The organism is Acinetobacter sp. YH12116, assembly GCF_013418895.1.
GTDB classification, from domain to species: Bacteria; Pseudomonadota; Gammaproteobacteria; order Pseudomonadales; family Moraxellaceae; genus Acinetobacter; species Acinetobacter indicus.
On sequence record NZ_VPBE01000040.1, the window covers coordinates 1 to 17,645 of the forward strand.

13 protein-coding genes and 4 pseudogenes are annotated in these 17,645 nt (G+C 37.6%); 9 read left to right on the top strand and 8 right to left on the bottom strand.

Going from position 1 to position 17,645, the window contains the following annotated elements:
* The 6 genes and pseudogenes from FTU54_RS14015 to FTU54_RS14040 all read right to left on the bottom strand — a co-directional run.
* Nucleotides 1–74, bottom strand: a pseudogene (locus FTU54_RS14015) (transcriptional regulator); the annotation flags it as partial.
* Nucleotides 67–423, bottom strand: a pseudogene (locus FTU54_RS14020) (type II toxin-antitoxin system RelE/ParE family toxin). The pseudogenes FTU54_RS14020 and FTU54_RS14015, both read right to left, overlap by 8 nt.
* Nucleotides 424–990: 567 nt before the next feature.
* Entirely contained in the window at nucleotides 991–1,461 is a 471-nt protein-coding gene (locus FTU54_RS14025; RefSeq protein ID WP_180074850.1) for a hypothetical protein, read from the bottom strand.
* Between the two features lie 216 nt (nucleotides 1,462–1,677).
* The gene (locus FTU54_RS14030; protein WP_035270373.1) at nucleotides 1,678–2,013 is read right to left on the bottom strand and encodes a type II toxin-antitoxin system HicB family antitoxin; all 336 of its coding nucleotides are present in this window, start codon (nucleotides 2,011–2,013) and stop codon (nucleotides 1,678–1,680) included.
* A complete protein-coding gene (locus FTU54_RS14035; RefSeq protein WP_044425274.1) occupies nucleotides 2,010–2,258 on the bottom strand; it encodes a type II toxin-antitoxin system HicA family toxin in 249 nt (82 codons plus the stop codon). Before FTU54_RS14035 ends, FTU54_RS14030 begins: the two co-directional genes overlap by 4 nt.
* A gap of 105 nt (nucleotides 2,259–2,363) precedes the next feature.
* Nucleotides 2,364–2,891, bottom strand: a complete 528-nt coding sequence (locus FTU54_RS14040; protein ID WP_000537572.1) for a plasmid pRiA4b ORF-3 family protein — start codon at nucleotides 2,889–2,891, stop codon at nucleotides 2,364–2,366.
* Nucleotides 2,892–3,156: 265 nt separating this feature from the next.
* Here FTU54_RS14040 and FTU54_RS14045 point away from each other — a divergent pair, with 265 nt between their 5' ends.
* From FTU54_RS14045 to FTU54_RS14055, 3 genes are all read left to right on the top strand, one after another.
* Entirely contained in the window at nucleotides 3,157–3,585 is a 429-nt protein-coding gene (locus tag FTU54_RS14045; protein WP_046128035.1) for a transposase, read from the top strand.
* Entirely contained in the window at nucleotides 3,582–3,917 is a 336-nt protein-coding gene (tnpB, locus tag FTU54_RS14050; RefSeq protein WP_000618090.1) for an IS66 family insertion sequence element accessory protein TnpB, read from the top strand. Before FTU54_RS14045 ends, tnpB begins: the two co-directional genes overlap by 4 nt.
* Before the next feature lie 74 nt (nucleotides 3,918–3,991).
* Nucleotides 3,992–5,638 carry an IS66-like element ISAba17 family transposase gene (locus FTU54_RS14055; protein WP_001094416.1) on the top strand — a complete coding sequence of 549 codons (1,647 nt, stop codon included), beginning with the start codon at nucleotides 3,992–3,994 and terminating at the stop codon, nucleotides 5,636–5,638.
* Nucleotides 5,639–6,000: 362 nt separating this feature from the next.
* Here the strand turns inward: FTU54_RS14055 and FTU54_RS14060 are convergent, their stop codons facing one another.
* Together FTU54_RS14060 and FTU54_RS14065 are read right to left on the bottom strand one after the other, a co-directional pair.
* Nucleotides 6,001–7,347, bottom strand: coding sequence for a hypothetical protein (locus tag FTU54_RS14060; RefSeq protein WP_020753597.1), 1,347 nt, complete (start codon nucleotides 7,345–7,347; stop codon nucleotides 6,001–6,003).
* A 1,025-nt stretch (nucleotides 7,348–8,372) separates the two neighbouring features.
* Nucleotides 8,373–9,226, bottom strand: a pseudogene (locus tag FTU54_RS14065) (IS5 family transposase); the annotation flags it as partial.
* Nucleotides 9,227–9,281: 55 nt separating this feature from the next.
* Between FTU54_RS14065 and FTU54_RS14070 the strand changes: the two are divergent.
* From FTU54_RS14070 to FTU54_RS14095, 6 genes and pseudogenes are all read left to right on the top strand, one after another.
* Nucleotides 9,282–9,488 (top strand): annotated as a pseudogene (locus FTU54_RS14070) (hypothetical protein); the annotation flags it as partial.
* 82 nt (nucleotides 9,489–9,570) lie between these two features.
* On the top strand, nucleotides 9,571–10,188 hold the full coding sequence (locus tag FTU54_RS14075; protein ID WP_000158575.1) for an AAA family ATPase: 618 nt from the start codon (nucleotides 9,571–9,573) through the stop codon (nucleotides 10,186–10,188).
* Entirely contained in the window at nucleotides 10,188–11,186 is a 999-nt protein-coding gene (locus tag FTU54_RS14080) for a ParB/RepB/Spo0J family partition protein (protein ID WP_001085468.1), read from the top strand. Before FTU54_RS14075 ends, FTU54_RS14080 begins: the two co-directional genes overlap by 1 nt.
* A gap of 321 nt (nucleotides 11,187–11,507) precedes the next feature.
* Complete coding sequence (locus tag FTU54_RS14085; RefSeq protein WP_108676034.1) at nucleotides 11,508–11,960, top strand: transporter; 453 nt, start codon at nucleotides 11,508–11,510, stop codon at nucleotides 11,958–11,960.
* A 4-nt stretch (nucleotides 11,961–11,964) separates the two neighbouring features.
* Complete coding sequence (locus tag FTU54_RS14090) at nucleotides 11,965–14,259, top strand: hypothetical protein (protein WP_180074851.1); 2,295 nt, start codon at nucleotides 11,965–11,967, stop codon at nucleotides 14,257–14,259.
* Nucleotides 14,260–14,270: 11 nt separating this feature from the next.
* Nucleotides 14,271–17,537 carry a hypothetical protein gene (locus FTU54_RS14095; RefSeq protein ID WP_257223820.1) on the top strand — a complete coding sequence of 1,089 codons (3,267 nt, stop codon included), beginning with the start codon at nucleotides 14,271–14,273 and terminating at the stop codon, nucleotides 17,535–17,537.
* Nucleotides 17,538–17,645: the final 108 nt, after the last annotated feature.

The following is a 17,645-nucleotide window of genomic DNA, read 5'->3' on the forward strand; positions in this document are numbered from 1 at the left end:
TCAGCCATTTTTTGAATACGGGCTTGGCTCTCTGGAGAGCGGCTAGCTAACAATTCTTGCAGAGTCTTAGCCATTAGATTTATCTCCTAGGGTAGTGAGATGAAGTTGGTATTGTTCATCTGCAATATCCAGCATGTCTTTATAAAAACGCTTTTTACCGCCTTTATCAGCAATACATAGAACAATAGCCTGTCGTAAGGGATCAAATGCGAAGAAAGCTCTTAAGGGTCTACCGCGATGTTGAACACGCAGTTCTTTCATATTGGTAAATTTAGACTCATACACAGTATCTACTAAAGGACGGCCTAAACTCGGTCCCTACTGCTGTAGAACAACCAGGGCAGCTAGGACCTTCTCTTGTGTAGGTTCATCTTGCTGTTCAAGCCACTGATTAAATAGATCTGTCGTAATGACTGTCCACATACCACAACCAAAATATAGATTATAGTCTATATTTTAGGGGGCATTATGTTTGTTTTGCAAATGAAAAAGGATAGGCAATAAAAAAGCCCGACATCCTGTCGGGCTTTTTCATATTGGGTGTTTAGGTATAACTCCTGTCGTACCTCACGTCCTGGTGTTGCACTTATCATTATTGTTTTATGTGTTGGAACATCCTGTTCTCTATGTCCCCATCATATGAAAAATCCCCATACTGACATAGACGCAATGCTCCCTAATTCATGTCAGCCTGAGCGTACAACATTGCTCAAAACTTACCCCAAGGTTTATCCGCAAAAATTGTGGATTGTTTTTAGGCTGAAAGCCTTATAGAGTGTATGTGATTTTTGGTTTTGAGTGTTTTTTGAGCAAAAGTGTTGGCAAAAACTATCAAAACTGCTCATAAAAAAGCCGACTTGTTTCAAAATCGGCTTTTGGGGCATTTTTAGATTTTTATTTTTTAAATAAGTATCTGATATTTATATTAATATACAAGTGTACTTCGTATAACGCCCATTATGTTAAATGACTGTCGTAATACAACCAGATTTAATCGTAACATGCATGATTATAATCAATTCCTAGACCTAACCTTGATAAGTTATTTATTGTGTCTGATCCAAATGTAATGATGTCCTCGTGTTGAATATAGCCATCATAACTACAAAGTAAGTAAGAACCATTGGGTATGAAAAAACCCTTAACCGTTTCTAATGCAGAGAATTGATTTAAGTAGTTATTTATAAATTTATTTTGTAATAAAAATATATTAAATGGCTTAGACAATCCGTCATATTGATTAACATTTTTTGGATCATTAATAACATCTTTCCAGTCTTTGCTTCCAGAGACGTAATAACGACAGGGAATAATATCTAAGTCTTTATAATATGGATCTACTCTTTTAGGAAGCTCTCCTCCAGACATTTCAAAGTTGATATTGTTATTAATTAGTGCTTTTTCAAACAACTCTTTTTGTCGATATTCAATCCCTATAGAGATATGAAGTGTTCTAAGCATAAAATTTCCCTTAGAAAAAGTGGGTACTTAGCTCCTATAAAAGATCATAGTAGCTGAATCAATTCTTAATACCTCGGAACCTAAATTTATTAATATTCATGAAGTTTTTCTAAAATTAACATAATACACCTTATGCGAAATCAAAAAAGGGAGCTGTAAGCTCCCTTTTTTACTAATTTTTTTCAATTTTTAGATGTCAATCTAGGCTTCAATAAATTAAGCACCTAAACGCATTAATTTCTCTTGAATCGCATCGCTTACAAAAGCATTAAGAGAATTATCACTTGATGCTAAAACAGCTTTACGGTGTAACTCAGGACTAATACGGACATTAAATGTACCTTTGAATGGCTGATCGGGTTTTTTACCTAACTCAGCACAAGACTCTAAATATCCATCGACAGATTCCTGAAAAGCTTGTTCAAGAGTTTTTAATGTTTCTGCTTCATAAGTGATGAGATCACGGATAAATGCAAGCTTTCCAAATAACTCACCTGTTTCAAGATCAGGTTCAATTGTACCTAGATAACCTTTGTATTTTAAATAGCTCATAAAAATCCCTCCTGCTTGAGTGCCTGTTTTACAGATTTCAAAGCCCCACCTTTGATTTCATTTTCAGGGTGTGGCCTGTGCAGTAAAATCATGTGTTCAGTTTTCGTATTAAAAAAACGGACACGAGAGCCTGCCATTTCAAATTTTTCATAGCCGAGCTGATTCAGTAAAACGACTAAATCTTTATACGGAAATGTATTTTTTGAATTTCCAAATTTTTCCAGTAACTTTTCCGTTTTACCCATACTTCAGCCCTACTGCTATTGCAACTAAGTATAGTTACTTTTAAATAATAATTGCAACTATATTTAGTTGCAATTTCGTATAACAGCCCTTATGTTAAATCAGGTTTAAAACTTAATATCATGTGAATTAAAGTAGGTCGGATCAAACTCTATCTCTCCTATTTCATCCTCGATAATTTGCATGTAATCGTCATATCTTGGATGTTTGGGGTCTTGTAATGCATCTAAAATATCAAGATATCCAAAAATTCCTCCAATATCTTCAAATGGAGCATGATTTTGACCATCTATACAACATGGATATTTTTTATTTAAATCAGGAGATTGTCTGCTTTCTACAGTAATCAAATGTTCCCAACAATCGCCAAAATCATATGTATATATAATTTTTTTACCTACACGTAGAACTTCTTTCAATTTTTGTCTTTTATTGATCTTTTCATGCTTAATAGTCGTGAATTCATGTAAATGGCTATCTTCCCAATCAAAAGCAGATTGAATTGCCTTATGGAGCCTAGATAAAGTAGCTGCCGATGAAATTTGAATAGTTCTCCAGATTTCAGGATCACTACCTAGCAGACTAATTTTTAATTGAAAAACTTCATCAGAAGATTTGAGCTTTACAGTTCCCATAACAGCCTAGTTCTCAAAAAATAGTTTTAGTAAATCTAAAATTAACATAATACACGTTATACGAAATATGAATTTTTTATTTCTTATAATTCATAGCCTTATGCTTATATGAAAAGCCCAAGTATGCGTACTTGGGCTTTTTTGTTGATTATTCACGTTCCACGCCTATTTAATAACCAATGTTCGTAAGCGTCCGCTGAACCCCACTTTTTCTAACTCATTAATACCGCGATAGTGTCCACTAAATTTAAGTGGACACCTATTTATGGATTTAAAGACAGTTATAGACAGTACAGCAACGCTAAAAAAGCCCCGTCGAACCTTCACGGCTGAATTTAAACATCAACTTATTCAGCAATGCCAGCAGCCAGATACATCGGTGGCTAAGGTAGCAATGCAACATCAGGTCAATGCGAATCTGTTGCATAAATGGATTCGTCAGTCCAGATCAATGCCCTCTGCATTAACACCCCCCTCCATTCCACAGACTGACTTTCTTCCGGTCATTCTTCACCCGACTCCAGTCAAACAAGAAGCACCTCTACCACCTGTGCCAGAGAAGAAAGCTGTCGCTCATATCAGGATTCCATTACATGAGGCACCAAGTTCCGCAAGGGATCAGATGATCGAGATCGACTGGCCGGTGGAGTCAGTAACTGAATTACTGTTGCTGATCCAGGGTTTGACTCAATGATTCGTATTGATGAGATCTGGTTGTCTACCCAGCCGATGGACATGCGTGCAGGGATGGATACAGCCATGGCTCAGGTGCTGAGAGCCTTTGGCTACATCAAACCGCATTGCGCTTACCTGTTCTGTAATAAGCGTGGCCATCGTATGAAAGTGCTGGTGCATGATGGACTGGGTATCTGGCTGTGTGCCCGGCGGCTGGAACAGGGGAAATTCCACTGGGCTAAAGTTCACCAGGGTGAAAGTATGGCGATCAGCCCGGAGCAGTTACAGGCACTGATCCAGGGTTTGCCCTGGCAAAGAATCGGACTGCAGCAAGTGGTAACAATGCTCTAAACCAGGCTCATCCATTCTGCTATTCTCCAAACGTTCTATTTCCTCTGCATCATGACCTCAGGCATACTGCGGTCATGAATACGCTGCCTGATTTAAGCCAACTGACCCATGAACAACTGCTGGAATTTACCAGACAGTTGGCGATGCAGCATCAGTCTCTGGCACAATCTAAACAACAACTGGAACAATCAAATCAGCAATTAGATGCCAGAGTTCAACATCTTGAAGTCACCAATCAGCAATTAGATTCTAAAGTTCAACATCTTTCTATTCTCAATCAAAAATACGAGCATGAGCTTGCACTATTTAAACAGCATAAATTCGGCAGTAAAAACGAACATCTAACCGCAAAACAAATCCATCTCTGGGATGAAGCGGTTGAAGAAGATATTGCAGCGGTTGATCTGGAACTGGAACGACTGAATGCAGATAAAACCAATGCAGCTGCACAGAAAGCCCCAGTCAACAAACCTAAACGTCGGCTGTTGCCAGATCATCTACACACCCTCCGTATTGAGCATGAACCTGAATCAACACAATGCAGTTGTGGCTGTACCTTGCGTCGTATCGGTGAAGATGTCAGTGAAAAACTGAATTTCAGACCGGCACAGTTCTATAAGGAACAGCATGTGCGTGGTAAATGGGTCTGTGATCAGTGTGACACTCTGACTCAGCAAGCGATGCCAGCCTATGTGATTGATAAAGGCATTGCTTCACCTGAATTGCTTAGCCATGTGCTGGTGTCAAAGTATGCCGATCATTTGCCTTTGTACCGTCAACGTCAAATCTTTCTACGCGCAGGTGTTGATCTGTCTAGATCAACGTTATCTGACTGGATTGGCCGCTGTGGGGTGGAACTGGAACCTCTGGCCAATGCCTTAAAACAGGTGGTACTGCAACAGCAGGTGATCCATGCAGATGAAACACCGGTGACGGTCATGCAGATGGGTGAAAATGAGAAAAAGCCCAAAAAAGGTTATGTCTGGGCCTATGCCAGCACACAGTACAATCCAGTTCAGGCAGTGATCTATGACTTTCAAGATAGCCGTTCTGGCCAGCATGCTGAAGACTTCCTGAAAGGCTGGCAGGGTCATTTGGTCTGTGATGATTACAGTGGTTATAAAGCACGCTTTAGATCAGGTCAGGTCATTGAGGTGGGCTGCATGGCACATGCACGTCGTAAATTCCATGAACTACATGTGACCAAGAAAAGTCAGGTCGCTGAACAGGCATTAGTGCTGATTCAGAAATTATATGCGATAGAAGCAGAATTAAGAAAAAAGACGGATGGTACAGCGGAAGACCGCTGCGAATACCGACAACAGCATAGTCAACCGGTCATGCAACAACTATATGAATGGCTCAACCAACATCAGCTGACGGTGCCATCGAGTTCTCCAACCGCCCGGGCGATCAATTACAGCCTAAAACGTTGGACTGCTTTAAGCCGCTATCTGGATGATGGCAATCTACCCATTGACAATAATTGGATAGAGAACCAAATGCGTCCCTGGGCCTTGGGGCGTAAGAACTGGCTATTTGCAGGTTCGCTGCGCAGTGGTCAACGAGCTGCCAATATCATGACTTTAATCCAGTCAGCAAAGCTGAATGGCTTGGATCCGTATGCCTATTTAAGTGATGTGCTGAAAAGGTTGCCAACACATAAAGTGCCCCAAATAGAAGAATTACTACCTCACCGCTGGAAACCTGAACCCCGTTAAAACTTGGCGATGGCGTTCAGCGGATGCTTACCAATGTTCCACGAGTTTATTTAGAAAAAATAATTTAACTTGATGCAATATAAAAAAATCTAATTTGCAAACAAGACGTATTGAGTAAAAATATAAGTAATTGAATATTAATGATAAAATATGTGAGGGTATGGCAGATTAGTAAGAAAACTATAATATTTGTGTTCAGATATTAGAAATTAAAAATAAAATAATTATAAAAATCAAAGGCTTATTTTTTTACTCTATTTAGGAAACTCCGGAATTAGGTCGACCACTTACCCAAGTTACGCCTTAAATTTGGCTCAATTAGGGGCGCTTTGCATTTCAAATCTTTGTGCAACAAAGCCAATTTAAACTAATTCTAACTGTTCGGCTTCTTCTGTAACTTCAATATCTTCAGCAGCAGAATTTTCAAATTCATCATTTAACCAACGCTGTAATAAACTACGCATTCTTGAGCTTGGTACATAAATATTGATTGGGTTACCTTCACGAATAGCAGAACGCCATATCCATTGGACCATCTCAGATAGAGCGAATACATCTTCCTTAACAGGGAATCCCTTCATAGCTGAAGCTTTAACAACCATTGGATTTGGATATAGGTTCATCAAGTAAGCTAAGTTGGTTTTGTCTTTGTATTCGTTAGTTGCCTTTGTATTGAAGGCTAACCATTCTTCTTTATAGCGTGATCCAGCAATTGCTGAATGTGCTTCTTTAAATGAAGTCCAAAGTCTATCTGACTTTTTCGCTTTAACATGGTTACGGAAATAGTTATCAAGATTTTTTGACAACTGCTCACATAAAGCTTTCTTATTTGATTTGAATTGGCTTGAACTCAATGCTGTAGTTTTAGTACCAATCTCATTAATAAACTTGTTATCTGAAATAGTGACTAAATGCTTAATTTGAGAAGGCTTGTTACCAAAACGGATCAGTTCATACTCAACGCCATACGATTTCAAATACGCTGACATTTGAGAGCCTTCAAACATATAAGTAGCAATCCAGACTTCTTTAAAAGATCTCAGTGTGTCGATACTCAATTCCCAAACAATCAGCTTCTGGTCCACATACAAGAGCTGACCGAGATCACACATTGTTGCTAGGTTTTCATATTTCGTACCTGTCGGGTCACCACCGTTATCACCATACTTTTCACGGTTGAAACGAAGAGTGACAGCATCATCATCAACATGAATCCAACCTAAACGGAAAAGAGCTTCTAACTCTGTAGATGAATGCTCTGTATATACATCATAGACTTGAATTGTTTCGTCAATAATCAGTACATAGTCTTTCGCATCATCCAACATATTTGGTGTTAGGTTCATAAAGAGCTGATGTGTACTGACTACGTTTTCTTTGTTCTTTAACAGGTATTGCAAGCTTTCAGCTTTATTTCCACCCTTATAGCTTGGATGCTTGAAACGTCTTTCCTTCAAAGGAGCATCATCTAAATATGCGTAATGAACGCTTGTATCGTCTTCTGTGGTAATTAAAGGACGTTTTAATACATCTTCAGGATCGTATGTTGTACCTGAAATACGATGGCATTCATCAAGTAATGGAGTGATGTAAAGAAAGTTCTGGTCTTTTTCTGCTGTTCTAATGTTTTCTATAATTTGAGTAGTCTTACCGCTACCCATCATTGCATCATAAACTTTAAACACTGTGCTTATTTTTCCTATTTGCACGTTTTATTATCCTCATTGCATATTGTTGTAATGGAAGACTGTTCTCCCCTCTTGAGACAGATTATATTATCTCAAGACAGATAATGTCAATAACTTGTCTTGTTGCTCTATTTTTGTCTTGAATTGCTTTATTTGTCTAGCTAAACACTTGTTTTGTTTTTAAATTTAAAACTGTGGATAAGTAAGACAGATTTCAGTCTTAATTGATCTTAGGTTTTATACGGCTTTCGCTGAAATTCGATACTCAAATTACAGTGAATTTATAAAGGAAAATTTAAAGGCTGTAGACAAAACCTTGTCTTAGACATTTTATAACTACTTGTTTTTAAAAATGAAAAAAGCAAAAACCTTAAAACAAAAATGTACGGATTCTAGGTACACATAAGCGCACACAGACATAGCACCTAAAGCCTATTTACTGACCGCCCTCTGTTCCTTCCATTACTGTAGCTATTGCATACAGTCGGTTGGTTGCTCAAACATTTACTTCAGCATAGCTTCGTTGTTACTCGCTATACTTCGTAAAGTTTCGAGCTGAGGTCCATTCTTTTATAACTCAATGTTTTCAACTGATTTTGAAGGAAGCTTAAAAAGTCTTATAAAATAAGGCTAGACAAAACCTTGTCTTGGGACTATCAAAAAAGTCAATCTTTTAGGGCTTTTTTTAACTTGAATCTTAAAGAAGAAATTATAAAAAAATACAGATAACTAATTAATAAATATTTAATTAATTTTTCAAATAAAGAAAAAGAATAGAACGATATATCGAACTCCTTTCAGTCGTTCTCATATCTTCTTATAGAAAAATAGTTGTTCCAACCTGGATACTATCGCATGGTTATAACTGAAGACGTTCCAAATGAATTTTCAAATATGTATAAAGTTGTAGAAAAAAATCGCATTGATATAACAAATTAAAATACTATATATAGTGTCATTTTTAACAAAAAGCACAATATAGAATAGAGTTTTCGGTCTCTAAGCACTTTTTAAAGGGAACATCATCGACTCAAATTTCTATTTGCAACAGTGCCATCAAAACTCTTTGCACTGAGTTTATCTCCTAATAATTTGATGCAATGCATCTTAGTTTCAACCAACTTCGCCGATGATAGCCTGACCATTTTTTCCATAGTGTCCTGCCTAAACGTTTAATTGTTCGAAGTAATTCATTTCGCTCTAGCGAGCTACTCTTTGTATCTTTCCATGGTTTCGCATTTTTTCTAGGTGGAATCACCGCATGCGCTTGCCGATCTGCAATGACCTGACGGCATTGCTTGGTGTCATAAGCTCCATCGGTATAAACAGAGTCAATCCGCTCATCTTGTGGAATCTGATTAAGTAAATCACCAAGCACCTGTGAATCACTGACATTATTGGTTGTAAGCTGAACTGCTCGTATTTGCAGGGTTTTAGCATCTATACCAATATGTAGTTTACGCCATTGGCGACGATATTCAGCTCCATGTTTCTTGCGTTTCCATTCGCCCTCACCTAGAAACTTCATGCCTGTAGAGTCCATGAGTAGATGCAGCCCATCACTACTTTTTTGGTAGCTGATTACAATATCAATATGCTTTTGTCTTCTACAAAGCGTGGTGTAATCTGGAGCTATCCAATTTAATCCGCAAAGTTTAATCAGACTTTGCACAAAGCCAGTGACCATACGTAAAGACAGACGGAATAAGGATTTAATCATTAAGCAGCATTGGATGGCTGCGTCGGAGTAGGTTTGATTTCGCCCTTGTTTGCCTTTTGATGGCGCATACCATTGCGTAGCAGGATCAAACCAAATGGCAATATTTCCGCGACTCATGAGTGCTCGGTTATATGCGGGCCAATTGGTTGTGCGGTAGATTTTGTGTGTAGGCTTCTTCATTTGAAAATTATATCGCTGAAAAAGCCTTTACAGATAGGTTTGTGCAACAAAGCCTTACGACGATCACACTCAGCTATGCATTCACCTTGCTGATTTTATTGCTACATACAACTTCGACCGCAGACTCAAAACACTCAGGGGCCTGACTCCCTACGAATTCATCTGCAAACAGTGGATAGATGAACCTGAACTTTTTAAGATTGATCCGATCCATCAAATGCCGGGACTAAACAAAAGAAAAAAAAGGCTTTTAGTTTTTTAAATTTCCACTGTGGAAATTTAAAAATATTTTTTTAATTTTTAAAATTATGCTAATATAAATTTAATTTTTATATATTTAATCCATGACAATATACGTAATTGCCAATCAGAAAGGTGGCGTTGGAAAGACCACACTCTCAACCAATTTAGCTGTTGCTCTGAGCAAAAAAGGTCAGACTATTCTTGTAGATGGAGATGATCAACAATCCTCTATAAAATGGAGTAAACGTAGAACACAAGACTCGATTACAACCATTTCGCTCAAAGATAATTTAAAAGAAGAACTACAACAGTTAAAAAATAATAATAAATATATTGTATTGGATGTTGCAGGACGTGATTCAGCTGAGTTTCGTTCAGCATTATTAATAGCAGATGTTCTTATTATTCCAACGCAACCTAGTCAAACAGATATCGAAGTGCTGCCATTTGTGCTTAGATTGGTAAATGCTGCTAAGCAAGTAAATAAGAAATTAGAAACTTTTGTAGTCTTAAATAAAGCACCAACCAATACCAAATCTACAGAAATTGATGCTGCTTTAGAGTTGCTACAACAAGTCAAGTCTGTGAAAACACTAAATACCATTGTGCGTGATCGCAAACAATTTCGCGATGCAATGATCGAAGGAAAATCAGTATTAGAAATGGGTAGTAGTAAAGCAAAAGATGAATTAAATGAATTTTTGGTGGAGATCCTGTAATGGCGAAAAAACCACTCATTGTCGATTTTGATGATGCCTTTGAAATGGAACAAGCATTTATTAATGCAGCAGGAACAGGCAAAGTTGCATTGGTATCATCGACTGAAAATAATATTGTTGATCTACCTATAGAGCTTATTGACTTCTCAGAGCATCAACCTCGCATTATTACAGACAAAGTTTTACAAGATGTTGAAAAGCTTGCCAAAAGTATTGAAACGAATGGGCAAATTTATCCGATTGTTGTGATCAAAAAAGAAGAAACATATGAGCTTGTTGGTGGAGAAAAAAGGTTTCGAGCTGTTCGTGATGTATTAAAACATAAGACTATTCGTGCAATTATTCGAGATGATAAATCTACAGAAAAGACAGCTTTAATTTCATTGATTGACAATTTACATCGGTCAAATCTTAGTGATTTTGAATTAGTCAATGCTATACAAAAACACTGCGATGAGTTTGGTTATACTATACAAAATATAGAATTTATTACTCAAAAATATCAATTAGATCAATCTAAATACTTTAGATTAATGAGCTTTTATAAACTGCCAAACTATATAAAAGAAGATCTAAAAATCCACCCCAAAGCGATTTCAGGTGCAACCGCACAACAATTGTTAACTGAATTAAATAAACTGGTTTTAAAGTTTAACCATCAACTAGTTGAAGATACCACGTTAACCATATGGAAAAAGTACCTAAATGAATTTACAGAAACAAATCGTCCATCAAAAAAATTCATTTATCAAATAGAAAAAGCATTAACGGTACAAGAGACAGCTAAAAAACAAGATCAAAGCATCGAAAATGCCTCTCTAGTAAACAAAATGATCTTAAAAAATAAAAATGGTCTTAAATTTGGTTCGATTAAGATCGAGAAAAGTCTCAATGGGAAAACAGTCCTAAATATTCGCACCAGTTTAAATGCTGAATTTAATCAAGAAAAGATTGAAAAGTTAGAAGAATTTCTTGCCGGTTTAGATGACCACCCATAAAAATTATAAATTTCCACTGTGGAAATTTATAATTGAGTATCCAATATTTTTTTAAATATTGGGTACTGCTATTTATCATACATATTGAATTAAAAAGTGTTAAAGGGAAAAATGCTTACCAGAACGGTAACTGATCTTCTGATGGATCTAAAATTTCATCCATATCAGAATCAACAATATTTTTATCTTCATGATCTGCCTTTTTAGGCTTAACAGATTCTGTTGAGCCTAAGTTGTAAATTTAAAAATTAGCCATTTCAACAGTATTGAGTTTATACAGCCAGTATCAGCTGAGATGGTTACGATAGAAAAAAATTGGAAATGCAAAAAAAATCACTTGAAGTCCTGACCAAGTTAAGTGCAGTTTTGATATTAGATTTACCAGATTTTATTCGACATTTTATCTTGAATCTTAAAAACAAGCTGGATGCTTATATCAAAAGAATTCTTAACAAGGGTGAAAAATCCCATAAAGGTGTTGATGAATTTGAAATTCTAAAATGGTTAATCCATAAAATTTCTTTAGATTTGGAACAGGTTCCAAAGCACAAACATAAAGAGGTACATGCTGTTCTATTTACATGTTTTTTTACTCAATTGTCCGATACCTTAGGTTTGCCATTATCACGGTATATGAAGGTGGGAAAAAATCCGCAGCGTTGTGTTCAATTGAGTGCAAGCACTTATAAAAAATACTTTGGCCTGAATAAAGACTTGAAGCTCAAGTTCGAACGAAACCTGAATATCAATTTTTACCCTGAAAAATTATGGTAGCTTTATGAGCCAAACTGATGAATTGTCAGCTGACAAGCAAATTAAACTATTGGAAGAATGGGTCAATCAACCCCTGAGTGTAAAAAAACAAATTTTGAATCAGCTCTTGGCGCAAGATCAGCAGGCACTGGAATTGTATGTTGCTGCTCACGATATCCATGTGGTGATTAAAGACAATCGGATGGTGACACAAAAGAAATTATTGGCAGGCTTAACTCAATGGGCTAAAAGTGCATCTATAGGAGAACTAAGCGACCAACAAAAAGCAGCATTCATCTATTCATATCTTTTGACTGCAGTCTTGTGCGAAATGCTGAAGGGAATCATCTTGTTAGAGCCTCAGGCTGAAGAGAAAGAAAGACGAGTTATTTTACATAAGTGTGAAAAGAACAATAAAATCAATACAGTATCTTATGATTTAAAACTGTTGTTGCAAAAGCAGTTTTCTCACGCTGAGGAAAATAAACAACTGTATGCAAACATCACGCAAAAACTCCAGGGGATGGATGAATTTAATGCCAATGAGTTAAAAACTTTTTTAGAGAGCAAAACAATAAAAAACGATTTTGAACAGCTTAATCTCGGCCGCCATATTCAACAATTCATTATTGTTTGTAATGAACTCATCAATAGTAGGTTAAATTCATCGTCAATCAATGTTCAGACTTTAATCGACAACATTCAAAAGCGCATGACCCGCACACCTCATTCTGGCATATCTTCGTTTGATGTGGAGAATGATGATAAGGAACAGGATACAGAGGCCAATCTTGTCGATCCTGAACAGGATGAGATCGCCAAGCGGGTGAAGGGGAGTTTCTCTGATGACAAACAGAAACAGCTCGAAAAGCAAGCTAAGCGAATTCAGCGACGTGACTTAGCCTGTAAAACTAATCCGCTTTATCTGAAACCCAGTTTATTAACTGAGGTATATCAGCGATTGCACGAGTGTTATCAAGAAAATACGAAAAATGATGCATATCAATCGGCTCTAGCTGTGTGTGGTCTGATGTGTCTCTTGACCGGTCTGAGTCCAACGGTCTTTCAAAAGATCAAGTATTTGATTGGTATTGGTAGAATTAAAAAAAAATCAGTCAAAAAAGTCATCCATTATTATTGGGTGATCGATCCCAAGCTGAATGCCAATCATTCCGGTGCCATGCAAGATAAAGCACAGCGTTATAATCGGGCCTTAACCCTAGAATGGCGCATACCAGCACCCTGGATCACCAGTTTAGAGGCTTTAGAGGAACCTGAATTTTGTGTGATTGAGTACAATAATTTTTTGCGGGAAGTCTTTAAAGAGCATCAGATTGGTGAAATCACCTGCGGGATGTTAGAGCGACAAATCTATTTCCATCTGGATATGGAGACTGGTGATAACCTAGTCGCACACTTGTTGGCTAATCGAGATACTCATCATATCGTGCAATGGAACTATGAAGGGCGTCAGATCGATCAAATCGACCAGCATTTTCAAGGCTATATTAATGTTCTATTAGACCGTAGAAAAGGTGATCCATGGATTGAGAATGAACACCCTGGTCATATTTTTCATCGTGAGGAACGTATTGGTAGTCAGCGATGCTGGACTGTAGAGGCCGCGAGTGAATTTTTTAATCAGCTTTATCATTTTGTCAAAAACACATTAGCCAATACTCAAGCGAATCTGATCGAGAAGCTGAATGCTTACAGCATTTGGATATGGCATCTTTCCTTAATCTGCCTGACGGTACGTCCAATAGTCGGCATGCCGGGGTTACTCAAACATTACGATCCTAAGGCACAACTGCTTTATGTGCATGATAAAAAAACTGATTCACGAAAAGTAGGACGTCCTGTTCCTGTTACAGGCTACTGGCAGGATCATTTCAATGCATATCGAAAATATCTGACGCAAACCATCGAGACACTCGGGATAACTAGTTTTAAAGTGAAATTGGAAAATGATGGTTTTATGCTCTATGTCATCTCACATCCTCGGATCAAGTCCCAAAAAGGTCAGGTGAATCTTGCGGAAGTCGTGGAGCATTTGGAGTTACAGCCCATGTCTGCTGATTTTGTCACGAATTACCTTAAAGAGACCGTGCAGATTTATAAAAACTGGCCAAGGCATTTCACTAAAAATCATCTCGCCTTGAGTGGTGACATTCACAATACGCTATATACCCATGATAAGCAAAGCATGGGATTCAGTCACATTTCTGGATTAAGCCCTTATTTCTACAAACACGACATTCAGCAGCAAGTTAAAAGCTTGCTCAACAAACTAGAAATCGCAAAGCTTGAAGTGCTTTAAAGGACCATCTTGTGCTTGATACATCACTCGTTACGCAATTAGAAAATGCCATTAAAAGAGAAATCGCAGACATTTTTAAAGAAATTTCTCAGCTGATCACTGCTACATACACAGATGTAAATTCTGACCTTGCTCAAATTGATTTTAAGTGGCTTGATCAGCAAATTCTGGACAAGTTCAATATCCATAGAGCAGTTTTAGAGCAGCTCTGCCAAACATCCAAATTTAAGGACAATGCTGCAGATTACCTTCAATTCTGTTTTAAACAAGTGAAACAGATTTGTAAGGAGAAAAACCAGCAGTGGCAAAAGGATTACCCTTCCTATGCCGAAAGCTATGAGATTAAGTTGCCCGATTGGATCGTCTACACACCTAAACGTCTAGACAACGTTTTTTCAGGACGAAAGTTACAGCAGGGTACTATGCTCGTCGAGATAAAAGAAAAACTGTATGTGAATTGGGCGGATTATCTCAAACAACAAACTCAAGGTATCCTCTTAGACTCTACGGCTAAAGAGCAACAAAAATTAGTGAATACCTTGTTTGAATGTCTGTGTATTTCATTAATTTTTGATCAGGGATGCATGCAACCTGAACGACTGATAGCCATTCATGATGCGATTTTTCATATGAACCTGGATAGTGGCTTGCTTCCGATCTATTCAGATGCCGAAAAGGATCAAAAGGCTTATGTCTTTTCATACACGTTGCCCTCGACAAAGTATGGCAACATCTATCGTCAGGATGGCGAAGAAGAGGCGGAGTTATGGCAAACCCAAAACATTTATTTCAATGCCTTTGCGATGCTATGTTATCGACGGATTCAGCAACTACTCAATGGACCGCAAGGGTATGTATTACAAAGCACTTCGCCATTGCTGTACTGGGAAAAAGAACAGAGTGAAATTGAAACGGGGAATCAGCCTGAAGCCTTACTGCTAGAAAAACTTAAAATCCATTTAAACATTGTACTGAATATGGCGGAGGAGGGGGACTCTAGAAAAGCACGTCAGGATCAGCCATTTGCACAGCTTAATCACGTGAAGCTATTTTTAAAAGGCTTGGAAAAGACCGGTTTTGCCATTTTTAAGCATATGGATTATGTCTTGTGGCAAGAGATTCCTAATCTGGATGTGTTAAGTACCAGTGTACTGAACAATCAGATCATCACTTCGCCTTTAATCTATGAGCAGTATACACAGCTCTATGATCAACCCGATTGCTGGAAAACTATTCAAGCTAGAATCAAAAATCTTGAAAAAAAGCCTCAAGTCTTAGACTTGGAGATGCCTACAGTTACAGTCAAAACATTTCATGATCGACGAACCGGTCAACGTCATGAGCTGAAATCCTGGCTTTTATCTTTTCATCAGGATATCAAACCCAAACAGCTTGCGGATCAACTCCAAGAAAGCATCCAAAAATCTGAGGACTATAAATCTGCGTATGAGGCTGGAAATGGCGAGTACCTAGATTATGTAGTGGCTATTGCACATTTACGCGTGTGTCAGTGGTTAGAAAACGAATTTGCTTATCATGGGAAAGCAGCTATTAAAGTCTCAACAATCAAGCGTTACTATAGTAGTTTTGTGCTTGACCTACTTTGTTATGTTCTAGAACAGCAGATCAATCTAGATACAGCCACTGAAGAGCAGTTTGAGGAAATGTATCGCACGATTGTTGAAGAAAAACTGCTGAATGATCAGAAAAATCATAAAACGACCGCCCAAACCAACAACAATAAAAAATACAATACCTCGGGTTATGCCTTTGATCGGCTGAAAGCCTTTCACCAATACTTAGTCAAAAATCATCGTGCACCGATTGTGCAATATTTATATGAACGTCAAAGTGAAGGTTTATTTTTAAAAACCAGACTCATTAGTCCGCAGATGTTTCAATTGATGATACGGATTCTTAGAGAATACCCAGAAGCTTTGGGTCTGACTGAGCAGGATGCAACCTGTCTAGAATGGGTCTATACATTGGCATTTAGACTGGGCTTGCGTATTGATGAAGCTGCCGGGATCTGTATCGATGATTTTGTATCTCCGCAGTTACGAAAACATCCTGACAATCGACAGCTCTATTATGTGTTTGAATCCGCTTTAGATCAGCAGAAAGACGATCGATCTGACCATAAAATGAGAAAAACAATGGGTGATATTGATGATCTCACCCTCAGGATTCGTCTAAATTCTGAGCGTGATCTGAAAAGTGATAATGCCACGCGTCAGTTTGATTTAGTTCATTTCTTAGCACCGGACGAGTTCACAGGATTTTGTCGCTTTTATCAAAACCTGTTACCTGGCTCTAAAGCGACTGCAGCAGTCTGCAATAGAAAAACCAAACAGCTCTTTATGCTGGGTGAACAACCTTTATCCAGTACAAATTTATCAAAAATTACCCAGTTGCTGTTTAATACTGTATTAGGGACAAACGATCATCAATATACCTTTCACGCTTTCAGGCATAGTACCGCTTCACATTTGGCTATCCTTTTAAAAGGCAGCATAGCACTGGTACGTTGTTTTACTGACTATGATTCCGAGTTTGGGCGTAAGCTTAAAAAGCACATTTTACCCAATATGAAGGATGCTTCATCGCGTAGTGCCCAAGCCTGGTCTCGACTTGCGCATCTGATGGGGCATGAAGACATTCGGATCACTGCAAGACATTATCTGCATCATCTGAATATCCTGATTGCTGACATGTTTTATCAAGCAAACCGTGAATATTCACCTCAATTGATCAAGGCATTATTAGGCGATAGTCAGTTGATGCATCGCGATTTCAAAGTTGAATTTCAGTCGAATGAAAGAGATATTTTAAAATTGATGAAGAAGATTCATTCACACACAGAAAATAATTCTCAAACTGCTGCATTAAAGAGCAAGAAAAAGCAGAAGCAGCCTCAACAACAGGACGTATTTTTATACCGTGAAACGTTTTTAGAGGAATACCGGAAGTGGCGGGAAAAAAAAGAAAAAGCAACGATCGATCCTGAAGTATTGAAGTTCATTCAATCGATCAGCCAGCCGTTTTCTCTCTATACAAGTCACGTCAAAAATGATGCTAATCATGAGGATCTTATCGGTTTTACTTGGAATAAAATGGTGACATGGTCTACTCTCTATGAGATTGAGAAACCTTTTAACTTAAATAAAAATGTAACCCAGAAAGATCTTAAACATTTTTTTTATTGTTTAGAAAATAAAATTTCACTTGAAAAAGATCGTCCTATTTTGAATTTTAAGGCATGGCAGAGTAAAACTTGAAGTGCGACATAAACCACCTAATTAATTTAAAGGGTTTATGGAGTATATAAAATTGTCATACCATCATCTTAGCTTTGAAGATCGTACTGCATTAATGCTTGAGTCAAG